This window comes from Citrobacter sp. Ce006 (assembly GCF_030336535.1).
Lineage (GTDB): Bacteria > Pseudomonadota > Gammaproteobacteria > Enterobacterales > Enterobacteriaceae > Citrobacter > Citrobacter europaeus.
The window spans coordinates 262,121-277,411 of record NZ_JAOWDO010000073.1 but is presented as its reverse complement, the minus strand read 5'-3'; the positions used below and the strand labels follow the sequence as shown (position 1 = coordinate 277,411).

At 52.8% G+C, this 15,291-nt stretch carries 15 protein-coding genes; 7 read left to right on the top strand and 8 right to left on the bottom strand.

Going from position 1 to position 15,291, the window contains the following annotated elements:
* Positions 1 to 6: 6 nt before the first annotated feature.
* The 6 genes from OGV94_RS20035 (at position 7) to OGV94_RS20010 (ending at position 4,615) form a co-directional block, all read left to right on the top strand.
* Positions 7 to 471 carry a GNAT family N-acetyltransferase gene (locus tag OGV94_RS20035; protein WP_043018298.1) on the top strand — a complete coding sequence of 155 codons (465 nt, stop codon included), beginning with the start codon at positions 7 to 9 and terminating at the stop codon, positions 469 to 471.
* A 94-nt stretch (positions 472 to 565) separates the two neighbouring features.
* On the top strand, positions 566 to 1,717 hold the full coding sequence (locus tag OGV94_RS20030; protein WP_047406427.1) for a double-cubane-cluster-containing anaerobic reductase: 1,152 nt from the start codon (positions 566 to 568) through the stop codon (positions 1,715 to 1,717).
* Positions 1,718 to 1,726: 9 nt separating this feature from the next.
* Positions 1,727 to 2,494: a putative 2-hydroxyacyl-CoA dehydratase activator YjiL gene (gene yjiL, locus OGV94_RS20025; protein WP_043018296.1), complete on the top strand. Its 768-nt coding sequence runs from the start codon at positions 1,727 to 1,729 to the stop codon at positions 2,492 to 2,494.
* Positions 2,491 to 2,742 (top strand): putative Se/S carrier protein, encoded by a 252-nt coding sequence (locus OGV94_RS20020; protein WP_087050967.1) that lies wholly within the window; start codon positions 2,491 to 2,493, stop codon positions 2,740 to 2,742. Before yjiL ends, OGV94_RS20020 begins: the two co-directional genes overlap by 4 nt.
* A 94-nt stretch (positions 2,743 to 2,836) precedes the next feature.
* Entirely contained in the window at positions 2,837 to 4,024 is a 1,188-nt protein-coding gene (locus OGV94_RS20015) for an MFS transporter (RefSeq protein ID WP_087052226.1), read from the top strand.
* A gap of 189 nt (positions 4,025 to 4,213) precedes the next feature.
* The gene (locus OGV94_RS20010; RefSeq protein WP_043018293.1) at positions 4,214 to 4,615 is read left to right on the top strand and encodes a hypothetical protein; all 402 of its coding nucleotides are present in this window, start codon (positions 4,214 to 4,216) and stop codon (positions 4,613 to 4,615) included.
* Positions 4,616 to 4,678: 63 nt separating this feature from the next.
* Here the strand turns inward: OGV94_RS20010 and OGV94_RS20005 are convergent, their stop codons facing one another.
* The 5 genes from OGV94_RS20005 to uxuA all read right to left on the bottom strand — a co-directional run bounded on the left by OGV94_RS20005 (position 4,679) and on the right by uxuA (position 10,369).
* The gene (locus tag OGV94_RS20005; RefSeq protein ID WP_043018292.1) at positions 4,679 to 5,686 is read right to left on the bottom strand and encodes a porin; all 1,008 of its coding nucleotides are present in this window, start codon (positions 5,684 to 5,686) and stop codon (positions 4,679 to 4,681) included.
* A 178-nt stretch (positions 5,687 to 5,864) separates the two neighbouring features.
* Complete coding sequence (locus OGV94_RS20000; RefSeq protein WP_043018291.1) at positions 5,865 to 6,074, bottom strand: hypothetical protein; 210 nt, start codon at positions 6,072 to 6,074, stop codon at positions 5,865 to 5,867.
* A 648-nt stretch (positions 6,075 to 6,722) separates the two neighbouring features.
* Complete coding sequence (gene uxuR, locus OGV94_RS19995) at positions 6,723 to 7,496, bottom strand: Uxu operon transcriptional regulator (protein WP_043018290.1); 774 nt, start codon at positions 7,494 to 7,496, stop codon at positions 6,723 to 6,725.
* Positions 7,497 to 7,629: 133 nt separating this feature from the next.
* Positions 7,630 to 9,105: a fructuronate reductase gene (locus OGV94_RS19990; protein ID WP_286524216.1), complete on the bottom strand. Its 1,476-nt coding sequence runs from the start codon at positions 9,103 to 9,105 to the stop codon at positions 7,630 to 7,632.
* Positions 9,106 to 9,184: 79 nt separating this feature from the next.
* Entirely contained in the window at positions 9,185 to 10,369 is a 1,185-nt protein-coding gene (gene uxuA, locus OGV94_RS19985) for a mannonate dehydratase (protein ID WP_043018288.1), read from the bottom strand.
* A gap of 261 nt (positions 10,370 to 10,630) precedes the next feature.
* On the opposite strand from uxuA, the gene gntP reads away from it, so the two are divergent.
* The gene (gntP, locus tag OGV94_RS19980) at positions 10,631 to 11,974 is read left to right on the top strand and encodes a gluconate permease GntP (protein ID WP_003033260.1); all 1,344 of its coding nucleotides are present in this window, start codon (positions 10,631 to 10,633) and stop codon (positions 11,972 to 11,974) included.
* A gap of 49 nt (positions 11,975 to 12,023) precedes the next feature.
* Here the strand turns inward: gntP and OGV94_RS19975 are convergent, their stop codons facing one another.
* Genes OGV94_RS19975 through OGV94_RS19965 form a run of 3 tightly spaced genes read right to left on the bottom strand, consistent with a single transcriptional unit; the run spans position 12,024 to position 14,869 of the window.
* On the bottom strand, positions 12,024 to 12,719 hold the full coding sequence (locus tag OGV94_RS19975; RefSeq protein ID WP_080625776.1) for a LutC/YkgG family protein: 696 nt from the start codon (positions 12,717 to 12,719) through the stop codon (positions 12,024 to 12,026).
* Entirely contained in the window at positions 12,712 to 14,139 is a 1,428-nt protein-coding gene (locus OGV94_RS19970; protein ID WP_199994952.1) for a LutB/LldF family L-lactate oxidation iron-sulfur protein, read from the bottom strand. Before OGV94_RS19970 ends, OGV94_RS19975 begins: the two co-directional genes overlap by 8 nt.
* A 10-nt stretch (positions 14,140 to 14,149) precedes the next feature.
* Entirely contained in the window at positions 14,150 to 14,869 is a 720-nt protein-coding gene (locus OGV94_RS19965; RefSeq protein ID WP_043018285.1) for a (Fe-S)-binding protein, read from the bottom strand.
* Positions 14,870 to 15,291: the final 422 nt, after the last annotated feature.

Here is a 15,291-nt window from a genome sequence, read left to right as displayed (position 1 = left end):
AATTCAATGACAATCAACATCCGCATTTTTTCCCTGCGCGAGACGCCGGAAAAGCTGCACGAGGTCACCGCTTACTTTCAACAACAATGGGCCTCAGAAGACTCCATGAAGGTTTACGAGGATGCGCTGCACCGTTGTATTGGCGCAAAGAACCCGCTACCGCAGTGGTACTGGCTGCAGGACGGCGACAGCATTATTGGCTGCGCCGGATTGATCACCAATGATTTTATCAGTCGCGGCGAACTGTGGCCGTGGCTATGTGCGCTCTATATCGATCCTCACTACCGTGGACGCGGTCTGGCATTTCGCCTGATTGAACATATTGCCAGTCAGGCCAGACAACTGGGCTTTATGCAGCTCCATTTATGTACCGACCTGGAAGGGTTATACGAGAAAGCGGGATTTTACTTTGACGGGCCAGGCTATCACCCGTGGGGGGAAGTCTCGCGGGTCTACAGTCGTAACCTGTAAGCGTACAATTGTTGTACATCAATAAAGCCAGATAAATTACAGGGTTATAATGCGACGTCTTTTACTCTCTCCCGTGTTACGGGGAAGGAAAATCATGTCGCTAATCACCGATTTACCCGCCATTTTCAACCAGTTCTCCGACGCCCGTCAGAAAGGTTTTCTCACCGTAATGGATCTTAAAGAGCAGGGTATCCCGCTCGTTGGAACCTATTGCACCTTTATGCCGCAGGAGATAGCGATGGCGGCGGGCGCGGTAGTCGTTTCACTATGCTCAACCTCTGATGAAACCATAGAAGAAGCCGAAAAAGATCTACCACGTAATCTGTGTCCGCTGATCAAAAGCAGCTACGGGTTTGGTAAAACTGATAAATGCCCGTACTTCTACTTCTCTGACCTCGTGGTGGGCGAAACGACCTGCGATGGTAAAAAGAAGATGTACGAGTACATGGCTGAATTTAAAGCGGTACATGTGATGCAACTGCCCAACAGCGCCAACGATGCGGCTTCGCGTGCGCTATGGAAAGCCGAGATCCTACGTCTGCAGCAGGCTGTCGAAGCCCGTTTTGGCACCCCGATTACCGAAGCTGCGCTACGTGAAGCCATCATTCTAAAAAATCAGGAGCGTCGCGCACTGGCGAATTTTTACCGCGTTGGCCAACTCAATCCACCCGCACTCAGCGGCAGTGACATTCTGAAAGTTGTTTACGGCGCAACCTTCCGCTTTGATAAAGAAGCGTTGATCGACGAGCTTAATAGCATGGCCGAACGGGTACATCAGGAATGGCAGGCCGGGAAACGCCTGGCATCACGTCCACGCATACTGATAACCGGTTGCCCCATTGGCGGCGCGGCAGAAAAAGTGGTGCGTGCCATTGAAGAAAACGGCGGTTGGGTAGTGGGTTATGAAAACTGCACCGGCGCGAAAGCCACTGAGCAGTGCGTGGCGGAAACTGGCGACGTCTACGACGCACTGACCGATAAATACCTCGCCATCGGTTGCTCCTGTATTTCCCCTAACGATCAACGCCTGAAAATGCTTAGCCAAATGGTTGAAGAGTACCAGGCTGACGGCGTCGTCGATGTCATTTTACAGGCTTGCCACACTTACGCCGTTGAATCACTGGCCATTAAACGCCACGTCCGCCAGCAGCACAACATTCCCTACATCGCTATTGAAACCGATTACTCCAGCGCGGATATCGGCCAGCTTAGCACCCGTGTCGCCGCGTTCATTGAAATGTTGTGAGGAACAGGAATGAGATTCTCAATAGGGATCGATTCCGGCTCCACGGCGACGAAAGGTATTTTGCTGGAAAGGAACGTCATCAAACGTCGCTTCCTCTGCCCAACGCCTTTTCGCCCTGCCGAAGCGATCGCGCAGGCATGGGAAACGCTGCAGGCCGGGCTGGACGATAAACCATTTTTAACCCTCACAGGCTACGGACGGCAGCTCGTGGATTATGCCGACAAACAGGTCACTGAAATTTCCTGCCACGGGCTGGGGGCACGCTTGCTGGCTCCCGGTACCCGCACAGTGATTGATATCGGCGGTCAGGACAGTAAAGTCATCCAGTTAGATGATGATGGCAACCTCAGCGATTTTTTGATGAACGACAAATGTGCGGCAGGGACCGGGCGATTTCTGGAAGTCATCTCACGTACGCTCGGCGCCAGCGTAGATCAGTTGGATGCGATCACCGCTGGCGTCGAACCGCATGCCATCACCAGCATGTGTACGGTTTTTGCCGAATCTGAGGTCATCAGCCTGCGCTCTGCGGGTGTCGCGCCGGAGGCAATTTTAGCTGGCGTAATCAACGCGATGGCCAGACGCAGCGCAAACTTCATCGGGCGGCTTTCTGCACAGGCTCCACTGTTATTTACCGGCGGGGTAAGCCACAGCCGCGCCTTTGCTCGTATGCTCGAAGGCCACGTGGGTATTCCCGTGCACACGCATCCCGACGCGCAGTTTGCCGGGGCAATTGGGGCCGCGTTAATTGGTCAACGTCAGGGGAAACGTGAGTGAAGGAAGCCCTGTTCTTGTTTCACACTACTCTCGGCGTCATCAAAACGCGTAAAGCGCTACAGGCTGCAGGTATTTGCTTTCGGGTGGCCGATATTCCCCGCGAGCTACGCGGTGGCTGCGGGCTGTGTATTTACATCGACTGCATTGCTGGCGAGGAGAATGAGTGGGTAATTGCGGGTCATACCGAATCTATCTACCGCCTTGAAAACGGAGACTGGCGCTGCATTGCCACTTTCCCTCCTTCCTGAACGCGCGAGGGCACTGCGTTTTATTTTACTTTTCATTATCATTTACGCATGTAATATAACAATTATCAGATAGCAGCGTGAAATGAGAGCCCGTATGTCCCAGGAAAGCCCAGATTCAAATCGTCATGCTATCAGCGTCGCGCTGTTTGGCATGCTGGTCTTAACGCTGGGTATGGGAATTGGGCGCTTTCTGTATACGCCAATGCTCCCGGTGCTGCTGTCGGAAGGTCAGTTCACATTTGACCAGCTTTCCTGGATTGCCAGCGCCAACTACGCTGGGTATCTGGCAGGAAGCCTGCTCTTCTCCTTCGGGCTCTTTCATCTTCCCTCACGCTTACGCCCGATGTTGCTAACGTCCGCGCTCGCTACCGCGGGGTTGATTCTGGCGATGGCAAGCTTTACGCAGCCCGCGCTGGTGATGTTGATCCGTTTTCTGGCGGGCGTCGCCAGTGCAGGTATGATGATCTTTGGCTCAATGATCGTTCTGCATCATACCCGGCATCCCTTCGTGATCGCGGCGTTGTTCTCCGGCGTTGGCGCAGGCATTTTGCTGGGCAATGAATATGTCATTAGCGGTCTGCATTTTGCGCTGTCATCGCACACCCTCTGGCTGGGCGCAGCGGCAGCGTCAGCTCTGTTCTTTGTCCTACTGGTTATACTCCTGCCATCTCGCGATCATGCCCTCCCCGCCGCGGCGCCGGTAAAAACGGAACATCAGCCGATGTCCTGGTGGCTGCTGGCGCTGCTGTACGGGTTGGCCGGATTTGGCTACATCATTGTCGCCACCTATCTACCGCTAATGGCGAAAAGCGCCGGTTCGCCGCTGCTGACTGCCCATCTCTGGTCGCTGGTCGGCATATCGATAATTCCAGGTTGTTTCGCCTGGCTGTGGGCCGCCCGACGCTGGGGAGTTTTGCAATGCCTGACGGCGAATTTGCTGATTCAAAGCGCCTGCGTGGTGATGACGCTCGCCAGCGACTCCTTGCTGCTGCTGGTGATAAGCAGCGTGGGGTTTGGCGCAACGTTTATGGGGACCACTTCACTGGTGATGCCGCTCGCCCGTCAACTTAGCGTCCCGCGTAATATTAATCTGCTGGGCCTGGTCACTCTGACTTACGGCATTGGACAAATACTCGGGCCGCTATTAACCAGCCTGCTGGGAAGCGGTGCACAGGCGATCGTTAACGCCACGCTGTGCGGCGCCGTCGCGTTGTTCATTGCGGCGCTTATCAGCCTGACGCAATTATATAAACAGCGTTTCGCTTCCCCCAAAAGGGTATAATCAATAGCCTATAAACAAATATATTCGGATTAATCCGCAATTAAATGTCAACATTTAATAAACCGCAAATAATCGGTAATTACCCGCCAGACAATTTATAATTCCCGGCTGTTCATTTATAAACTCAATTTAAAATGCGTAAAAATGGACATATTAATTCAACATCAACACCATCGTCGGGAAAAGTACATGTCGTGGTTTAAAAAAATACTGCTGGGGTTAATTATTTTGGCTGGTTTAATTGGCACGCTAAAGGATTATAAAGACTTTGGCCTGTTTGGCGCACTAGGATTGTTTATTATCTTCCTGTTAACAACGACTTTCTTATGGCAATGGGCTTCTGGCAGGCTACCGGAGATAACCAGATTACAGGCCGTATTTATTTTACTGGCCAGCGCGGTAGCCTCTATTTTTGTTATCAATATGGCCATTGCCGGAAATTTGCATGTGGATTTAATGGAAGTCATGCGCGTAACTATTACGCATAATCCGCTTTTTTATCTGATCCTCTGCGTGGTCGCATGGGTAAAAGTGGGCATCTGGCAATGGCTGTTTAGCGGTGTACAGCAGGAAGAGAGTCAGCCGGTTTAAACGCCGACAGAGGTAAAAAAGGCGTCTTAACTAAGACGCCTTTTTGCAGATCAGAACAAAAACTTAGAACTGATAGGTCAGACCCGCAACAACCTGGTTGTCGCCATCAGCGCCATCGAGCAGGTTAATTTTGTAACCCACATCAGCCACGATGTTTTTGTTGAAGTAGTAGTCTGTACCCAGCGCTACGTATTCGGTCAGGTCATTATTGTTGTTATCACGCGCGTGGACGTAAGCCACGTTCGGACGCAGACCAAAATCAAACACATACGCAGCCATCGCTTCAAAGTGCTCAGCTTTGTCCGCATCCTGAATCAGGTTGTGGGACTCGCCGTACATGGTCGCGACGTAGATAGCGTTAGCATCATATTTCAGACCCGCGCCCCAGAACTCTGCGTTTTCACCTTCCCAGCCGCTTCGTTTCTGCTGAGCCGTCACCGCGTTGGTGGTGTAAGCCGCAATGGCAGATACGCCGGAATCCGCGATGTTGTCATAGCCCAGCGAGAAGCCGTAGCCATTACCGTGCTGTTTTGCTGGGTTAGCGTTAGAGTCATCCTGACCCTGATATTGCGCGCCGACGCTCAGACCATCAACGGCACCAAACAGATTTTTGGTGCGGAGTGTTGCAACGCCAGAAGTGCGTGTAGTAAGGAAGCGGTCAGTATCTTCATAGGAGTCACCGCCGAACTCTGAAAGAGTGTCAGTGTAAGCTCCCACGTCGTAAGCGATACCGTAGTTACGACCGTAGTCAAAGCTAACGTCATGGCCATAATCCAGGCCAGCAAACGCCAGACGTGTATTGACGCCATTCTGAGAACCTTCTGCTTTAGAGGCATCAAACTGACTTTCAAATTGGCCATAACCGGTCAGTTGATCGTTGATTTGTGTCTCACCGCGAAAACCCAGACGCGCGTAGGTACCATCGGCATCGGTGCCGTCAGTCCAGGAATGGACCGCTTTTACTTTGCCGTACAGATCCAGTTTGTTGCCATCTTTATTATAAATTTCCGCTGCATGAACGGAGGTTACCCCTAATGCCATTACAGCTAATGCCACTACTGACTTTTTCATGTTATTACTCACTTTTAATTGTGAATTTTGCTATCAACTTTGTTATGAAGGCAGAATACCCGCATAAAAAAGTCCCCTATGGAAAAGGGGAAAGCCTCTAACACACCAATGAAGGCAATAATAAAGTGGCAAGACACATATCATTTAGGGTTTTAAATAAAACCCGAACAGAGAGTAATTACTTGGATTCTTCGTTTACGCTCTCATTAACAGAGCGATACAACATTAATGCTTCGGCAATAATATCTTGTTTACTTTTACGGGTTTCAAATGCCAGCGTTCGAACATATTCCCACAGAGAGGTATCGACACGGGCACTTAAAAGAACCATATCTTTTGATCGGGTTCCCCTGGCTTTTCTAATATCAGGGTAATCTCGAGAGGGCATTGTCATCTCCTGAACGCAAACACGCTTATGGCGATGAAATATGCAGTCAGTGTAAAAACAAGTCAACGGCAAAATACAGTCACAATAGTAATGAAACTGTTAATAAAACGCAGGTAAATGGAACGCTATTTCAAATGAAAGATAACTTGTTTATAGAATAATGTGTAATTATTACTTTACAAATATTCGTTTTTATTCATTTGATTAAAAAAGCTTGAGCCATTGACAAAAACCATGATTACAAATCAAAACATCATTGCAGCCAATAAGTTACGCACCGTTATTAATGTCTACATTTGCGTGAAGCGTTTGTTTTTACGCACTGTAATGCCCGACTGTCTCGTCCTGAAAGCTGCGGAAATTAGTTTGATTCTCACTTAACACTGGCGCATTTTGTCTAAAAATAAGCACGTAAAGGTAAAAATAAGGTAAATAACGCATTTTTTCGCATGCAAAAATAAGTTATTTTTAATTGATGTAAATCAATTTGTATCGTACAGAGGCGCAGGAAAAATCATCATCTGAGGCAATGGAAACAATTTTTTACGTGACGTTCATGACGTGAAAAGAATGTTTGTTACGCGCTACATTCTTGTGCGGAAAAGCGTCGCGCGGGCCGCTACAGCCCGCGTGGAAGAGGAAGGAAAATCAGGCGTTAACTTTATCCAGCGGCCAGGACTCGAACAGATAGCCATCAAAATCAATGTCATCAACATTGGAAAACTCCAGCAGGCGTTGTTTGACGTTTTCCAGATGCTGCCACATTGCCAGCTTGGCCGCCCGTGCATCTTTTTTGATTAATGCCGCCAGGATCTGCTTGTGGTCGCCCATCCACTCTTTACGATAGTGAGTATCGTCGAGGTGACTATGAAGCTGGATCCACATCGGGTTGTTCTCGCGCCACTGCCATGACTGGCGAAACAGCTCCACCAGCATGCTGTTATGCGTAGCTTCAGCGATGGCGAGATGGAACTGCATGTCACCGCTTTCAGAGCCGTTAGGCTCGCTGGACGCCAGCTCACGCTCTTCCAGCTGTAACGCCTGGCGCATTTTGACGATATCTTCACGGGTAGCCTGCAGCGCGGCAAATTCGGCGATATTGCTTTCCAGCAACTGTCGCGCCTGCAGAAGCTCAAACGGGCCCGCATCATTGCAATGATTGACATCCGTACTGTCGATAGCCTGCGCATCCGCATTGTCGAGTACGTAAATCCCGGCGCCGCGGCGTACATCCACCAGCCCCTTAATTTCCAGCATGATTAACGCTTCGCGAACCACCGTGCGAGTGACGTTGAGCATCTCGGCAATCTCACGTTCCGGTGGCAAACGCTCACCGGGCTGGTACGGTGTCTGGACAATCAGATCGCGGATCATGGCACCCACTTCCTGGTAGGGTCTTTGTTGAGAAGTGTTCGATTTCATCGTGTTATGTCCGTCAGAAGCGTGTAATCAGATACGGTGAATAGGTATCGAACTATAGCATTTGCGGCAAGTCAAAAACAGAAAACGGGTCAACCAAATCAGTATTTTGATTGACCCGTCATAGTTCGGGGAATTAAGCGTCAGCGCTTAACGCGACAACACACTCACGCGCGCCCAGCTCGCACAGTTGTTGATACATGGCGATAATCGTCTCAACAAAGTCGGCGTTTTCCGCCAGATCGTGACCAAAGATGCCGCTCAGCCCCAGTAGCGCCGTCACGCGTTCGGCCCCCTGATACTGTTGGTTTATACGCTGGAATTCAGCCAGCATGGGGTCAACAACATCAATAACCTGTCCCTGTTCATCCACGCCATGGGTGTAGCGCATCCAACCCGCCACGCCCAGCGCCAGGTGACGCCAGCCGCTGGCGTTTTGCAGGTGCAGACGCACAGGATCCAGCAGACGCTGCGGCAATTTCTGGCTGCCGTCCATCGCAATCTGCCATGTGCGGTGGCGTAGAGAGGGGTTGCTGAAACGTTCGATCAGCAGCGTCGCATAGGCATTGAGATCGGTGCCTTCCGGCATCGACAGCGTCGGCGCTTGCTCCTGCATCATCAGCGCGAACGCCGCTTTGCGGTACGCCGGGTTGGTCATGGTATCAGCGATAGTTTCATAGCCGCCGAGATAGCCCAGATACGCGAGGAATGAGTGGCTGCCGTTTAGCATGCGCAGTTTCATCATTTCAAACGGCACCACGTCGGCAACGAACTGTGCGCCAACTTTGTCCCAGTCAGGACGACCGTTAACAAAGTTGTCTTCAATCACCCACTGGCGGAACGGCTCGCAGGCGATAGCGCACGGGTCGTAAACGCCCAACTGGTCGGCAATCTCTTGCAACGTTTCTGGCGTCGCCGCCGGAACAATGCGGTCGACCATAGTGCACGGGAAAGTGGCATTTGCTTCAATCCACTGCGCCAGCTGCGGGTCGCGCGCCTGCGCCAGGCCCAGCACCGCGACTTTCGCCACATGACCATTTTCACGTACGTTATCGCAGGACATCACGGTAAAGGCCGCCAGCCCTTGCTCACGGCGCAGATGCAGCGCCTGTACGATGTAACCAATCGCCGACTTCGGCGCGGTCGGATTTGCCAGATCGTGTTTAATCAGTGGGTTATTGAGATCTAACTGACCGCTGGCGGCATCGGTGCAGTAGCCTTTTTCCGTGACCGTCAGCGAGACAATTGCCGTCTGCGGGCGTGCCATAGCCTGTAAAATACCGTCACAGCCGTCAAGATCCGGGTGCAGCGCTTCTTTCATCGAGCCGATCACTTTCAGCACGGTGTTGTCCGCGCCTTTTTCCGCCACGGTATACAGCAGTTGTTGCTTGCGCAGGTTTTCAATCAGTACGCAGTCATTACCCGGCATCAGGTTAACTTCACAGATACCCCAGTCGCTGTCGGTGGTTTCCAGCAGATGGTGGGTGTACAGCGCCTGATGCGCGCGGTGAAAAGCGCCGCATCCGAGGTGAACAATGCGGGATTGCAGGCGCGAGCTGTCCCATGCTGGTTGCGCAACCGGCAGGTTGCTATTGGCAATTGTCGTTGTCATCGTGAACTCCAGAACCCGTTGAAAGACCAACGGAAGAGAAAAGAAAAACGCCGGTCAGACAGGTGACCGGCAACTCGCTTTAGCGGCTAAAGAAAGCGCGCTGGATAGCCATCTCAACGCCGCGCACTTCCGCCAGCCCTTTCAGGCGACCAATCGCGGAGTAGCCTGGGTTGGTTTTCTTTTTCAGATCGTCAAGCATCTGGTGACCGTGGTCCGGACGCATAGGGATCAGGTCCTCTTTGCCCTCGGCTTTACGGCGCTGCTCTTCCTCAACGATCGCTTTCACCACTTCGTACATGTCGACGTCGCCGTTAAGATGCGCCGCTTCATGGAAAGTTTTCGGGTTATCTTCACGCAGCGTGGAGCGCAGATGGGTGAAGTAAATGCGTGGGCCAAACTGTTTGATCATGTCGACCAGGTCGTTGTCCGCCCGCACGCCATAGGAACCGGTACACATGGTGAAACCGTTCGCCATGCTGTTGACCGTATCAACCATCCACTGCATATCTTCCACGGTGGAAACAATGCGCGGCAGGCCGAGGATCGGGCGCGGCGGATCGTCCGGGTGTACCGCCATACGTACGCCTGCTTCTTCCGCCACCGGAATAATCGCCTTCAGGAAGACGGCAAAATTCTCGCGCAGCGCGGCTTTATCGATATCTTTATAACGAGCCAGATGCTGGCGGAACTGGTCGAGCGTGTAGCCCTCTTCCGCGCCAGGCAGCCCGGCGATGATATTACGGGTCAGACGCGTTTTGTCTTCATCGCTCATGGTGGCGAAACGTTCATTCGCCTGCGCGATCTCTTCGGCGGTGTAGTCCGCTTCCGCGCCAGGGCGTTTGAGGATATGTAGCTCAAAGGCGGCAAATTCAATTTGATCGAAACGCAGCGCTTTGGAGCCGTCCGGCAGGACGTATTCCAGGTCGGTGCGGGTCCAGTCGAGAACCGGCATAAAGTTGTAGCACACGGTACGAATGCCGCACTGGGCCAGGTTACGCAGGCTTTGCTGGTAGTTGGCGATCCACTGCTGATAGTTGCCGGAACGGGTTTTAATGTCTTCGTGGATCGGCACGCTTTCAACGACCGACCAGACCAGGCCCGCCTGCTCAATAATCGCTTTGCGTTTGAGGATCTCATCAACCGTCCACACTTCCCCGTTCGGGATATGGTGCAAGGCGGTGACAACGCCAGTTGCACCCGCCTGACGTACATCCGCTAAGGTGACCGGATCGTTAGGACCATACCAGCGCCATGTCTGTTCCATGTTTTATTCCTCGTTTACGTTATGGACTTGACGATATGGCACATAAATTCCTCCTTTTGGTATTACATGTCAACCTGAAGCGAGAAATTGGTTAACCAAATCACGATATCTGCTGATTAGATCGCCAGATTACGGTCAGCCAGACCCGTTTCAATGTAAACATGTAACGCAATGTGACATTCATCGCATCAATGGTTAACCAATATATGTAACATCTCAACCAAAATCATAATAGTTCAACCAAATTAAGGTAGACGTTATATGCACGTTCTCAATATTCTGTGGGTCGTATTCGGCATCGGTCTGATGCTGGTGCTCAATCTAAGATTCAAAATAAACTCAATGGTCGCCCTGCTGCTGGCGGCGCTCTCGGTCGGCATGCTGGCGGGGATGGATTTAATGGAACTGCTGCACACCATGAAATCCGGCTTTGGCAGCACGCTGGGTGAACTGGCGATTATCGTAGTATTCGGGGCGGTCATCGGTAAGCTGATGGTTGATTCCGGCGCGGCGCATCAGATTGCTCATACGCTACTGGCGCGACTCGGCCTGCGCTATGTGCAGCTGTCAGTGATCATTATTGGTCTGATCTTTGGCCTGGCGATGTTCTATGAAGTGGCATTTATTATGCTGGCGCCGCTGGTGATCGTCATTGCCGCGGAAGCGAAGATCCCGTTCCTCAAGCTGGCCATTCCGGCCGTTGCCGCCGCTACCACCGCCCACTCGCTGTTCCCGCCACAGCCGGGTCCGGTCGCGCTGGTTAACGCCTACGGCGCTGACATGGGCATGGTCTACATCTATGGTATTCTGGTGACCATTCCGAGCGTGATCTGCGCCGGGCTTATCCTGCCGAAATTCCTCGGCAACCTCGATCGTCCAACGCCGTCATTCATGAAGGCCGACGTACCGGTTGACCAGAACAATCTGCCGTCATTCGGTGTGTCTATTCTGGTGCCGCTGATCCCAGCGATCATCATGATCTCCACCACCATCGCCAACATCTGGCTGGTGAAAGGGACGCAGGCGTGGGAAGTGGTCAACTTCTTAGGCTCTTCCCCAATCGCAATGTTCATTGCCATGGTTGTCGCCTTCGTGCTGTTTGGTACCGCGCGTGGTCACGACATGCAGTGGGTGATGAACGCCTTTGAAAACGCGGTGAAAAGCATCGCCATGGTGATCCTGATCATCGGCGCGGGCGGCGTTCTGAAGCAGACCATTATCGATACCGGTATTGGCGATACCATCGGCATGCTGATGTCGCACGGCAATATCTCTCCGTACATCATGGCGTGGTTGATAACCGTGCTTATTCGTCTGGCAACCGGTCAGGGCGTGGTCTCCGCCATGACGGCGGCGGGGATTATCAGCGCCGCCATACTCGACCCGGCTACCGGTCAACTGGTCGGCGTCGACCCGGCGTTACTGGTGCTGGCGACAGCGGCAGGCTCCAACACCCTGACCCATATCAACGATGCCTCGTTCTGGCTGTTCAAAGGCTACTTTGACCTGTCGGTGAAGGATACGTTGAAAACCTGGGGTCTGCTGGAGCTGGTGAACTCCGTGGTTGGGTTGATAATCGTGTTGATCATCAGCATGATTGCATAACATCGATACCGCTCTGGCTTATAGCGCCAGAGCGGTTTTCCATCCTGCCTCAACAATCCTCAATAATCAGATACACCGCCTTCACCGGGCCATGCACCCCAACCACCTTGATAAGCTCAATATCTGCCGTCGAGCTGGGTCCACTGATGATGTTAATACACGATGGCATACGCTCACCGGCCTGCGCCTTCTGATGCAGTTTTTCTGCCAGCTGCGCCACGCGCGGCAGGATGGTGCTTTTACGCAGCACGAAAATCGAGGACTCCGGCAACAGGCTGAGGGAGCGCCCGCGCTCCGGTGCGGAAAACAGCACCACGCCGCCGGACTCGGTCAGGCCATATTCGGCAAACACTACGCCGACTTTCGCCTGCTCGGCCTGGGTAATATTTTCGCTACCACGCGCCGGATCCCAGACCACGGCGTTGCATTCCTGCTGCAAGCGTTCGGTGATGCCCAGCTCCACCAGCCGGCTGTCGCCGCTCAGCACCACCGGCTGCTGACCCAATTCTTCGCACAGGCGCAGCGCCGCATCTGCGGCCTGGTCCTCGCGGGTCAGTTCGCAGCGGGCCAGCATCACTTCGCTGGCAAACTGGATAAACGCAGAGCAGCGCTGCTCGGGGCTAAGCTCGGTCAGGCGCTCGTTGGCAAAGTTGTTAACCGGTGCGGCATCCGCTTGCGGCTCGAAACGCAGCGGGCGACCCAGCGCCTGGGCGATGGTGTTTAAAAACGCGGTACGGTTATCCATTCTTTTTCTCCTGCGCCTGATGTTTCTTAAACCAGCTGCGGAAGCTCTCGCCGTCAGCATCAGGCAGATCGCGCGCCTCCATCCAGTCACCAATCGCGCCAACCTTGAGCGGCGTTTTGCCGCCATTGATAAACCAGCTCGCCGCATGCGCGCCCGCCATCATCCCGACTTTCCACAGCCCCGGATGGCTATTGGCATAGGCGAACATTTTGATCGCCCGCCGCTCGGCTTTCGGCGTAATGCCCTCCTCGGCCATCACCCGGCGATGACGCAGGATCAGTTTTGATAGCGGAATACGCACCGGGCAGACGCTGTCACAGGCCGTGCATAAAGAACAGGCGTACGGCAGGTCTTTAAAATCTTTATAGCCGCCGAGTAGCGGAGAAATCACCGCGCCGATAGGGCCGGGATAGATAGAGCCATAGCCGTGTCCGCCGATGTGGCGGTATGCCGGACAGGTGTTCATACAGGCTCCGCAGCGAATGCAGCGCAGCACATCGCGAAACTCTGAGTCCAGCACCTGCGAGCGGCCGTTATCGACAATCACCAGATGGAACTCTTCCGGTCCGTCAACGTTATCCGCCTCACGCGGGCCGGTCAGCCAGGTGTTGTAGCCCGTCAAACGTGCGCCCACGGCGCTGCGCGCCAGCATGGTGATCAGCACATCCACCTCGGCAAAAGTCGGTGCGATACGCTCCATGCCCATCACCGCAATGTGCGTTTTCGGCAGCGTGGTGCACATGCGCGCGTTGCCTTCGTTGGTCACCAGGCACACCGAGCCGGTTTCCGCCACGGCAAAGTTACAGCCGGTAATGCCGATTTCGGCACTGAGGAAATCCTCACGGATTTTCTGGCGAATGAATAAGGTCATGGCTTCCGGCGTTTCCGGGCCGTCGTAGCCCAGACGTTCGTTCAGCACCCGGCGGATCTGGTAGCGATCTTTATGAATAGCCGGGACCACGACGTGCGAAGGCGGATCCTGATCCAGTTGCAGGATGTACTCGCCGAGATCGGTTTCGATCACCTGAATTCCGGCATCCTGCAGCACATGGTTGACGCCGATCTCTTCGGTCACCATCGACTTGGACTTCACCACCTTCTTCGCATTTTTACTCTGCGCAACCTGCAGAATATAGCGGGTGGCGTCTTCTTTGGTTTTGGCGAAATAGACGTGCCCGCCGTTTTCCGTCACTTTCTCGGAGAGTTGATACAGGTAAGCGTCGAGGTTGCTCAGAACGTGATCGCGGATCTGGCAGGCACGATCGCGCCAGTCTTCCCAGTGGCCTAACTCATCGACCATTTTTTGTCGATTCGCGCCGATACGCTCCTGCGCATTGGCCACGGCTTTACGCATGATCGGATCTTCTATCTGCTGACGGATGCGCAGTTTAAATTCTACATCGCTGGTTTTTATCGACATCTCTTTCTCCTCAGCGGCTCATCAGCACTTCAGCAATATGCATCACTTTGACCGGCTGGCCTTCTCGTTGCAGTCGACCGCCAATATTCAGCAGGCAGCTAACGTCCGCGCCAATCAAATATTCCGGCTTCGCATCCATCAGATGTAAGACTTTCTCTTTCACCATCTCGCCGGATATCTCGGCCATCTTGACCGAGAACGTCCCGCCAAAGCCGCAACAGGTGTCCTGATCGGCAAATGTCAGCAGCTCCAGCCCGCGCACATTTTTCAGCAGCGTGAGCGGCTCTTCCTTCACCCCCAGCTTGCGGGTCAGGCTACAGGAGGGGTGATACACGGCGCGGCCCTGCAGGCTGGCGCCCACGTCCACCACGCCAAGTTTGTTGACGATAAAGGAGGTGAGATCCTGCATACGGGCGGCAACGTTCTCAGCACGCAGCGCCCATTCCGGTTCATCGGCAAGATACGTCGGGTAGCTTTTTACTGCGTAGGTACAGGAGCCCGCCGGAGAGATAATTGGGTAGTCGTTGTCTTCCAGCGCGGCGATCAGGTTTTTCATCCCGGGGATCGCCTCTTTGATGTAACCGCTGTTGATAGCTGGCTGACCGCAACACCCTTGCTTCTCAGGGAAATTCACGCGACAACCCAGTTTTTCCAGCAGCAAAACGGAGTCTCGTGCCATCCGTGATTTCAGTGCGTCACCAATGCAGGTAACAAAGAAATTTACATTCACAATAACTACTCCATTGCTTCATTTCTGTTTGTTGCGCTTGATATCGCTATATCAAGCAAAGGTTCAGCCGTAATTCACGCCCAGTTTTCTGTTTTTTGGTTCTACCAACGCCTGGGTTCATGGTGATGCTCTGATCGTTTTCCTTTGATGACGACTCTCCTCTTCTTATATCAGGACAGTCGCAAATGTCTGTATTTTCATTTGTATGACAAAACCAAATAATCCCCTAATCGACTCACACATGCAATACCCTGGTTTATTTATTTCGGCCTCGCTCACATTTTTATATAGTAAACCACAGCGTTATTAACACCTTAGAAAACAGTTTCAGGTGATTACCACTGTTGTCACTACCATTATTAAAAAGGTTATGAAATAACTACTTATAGGTATTTAACCGACATTTAAGTATATTTATCCGG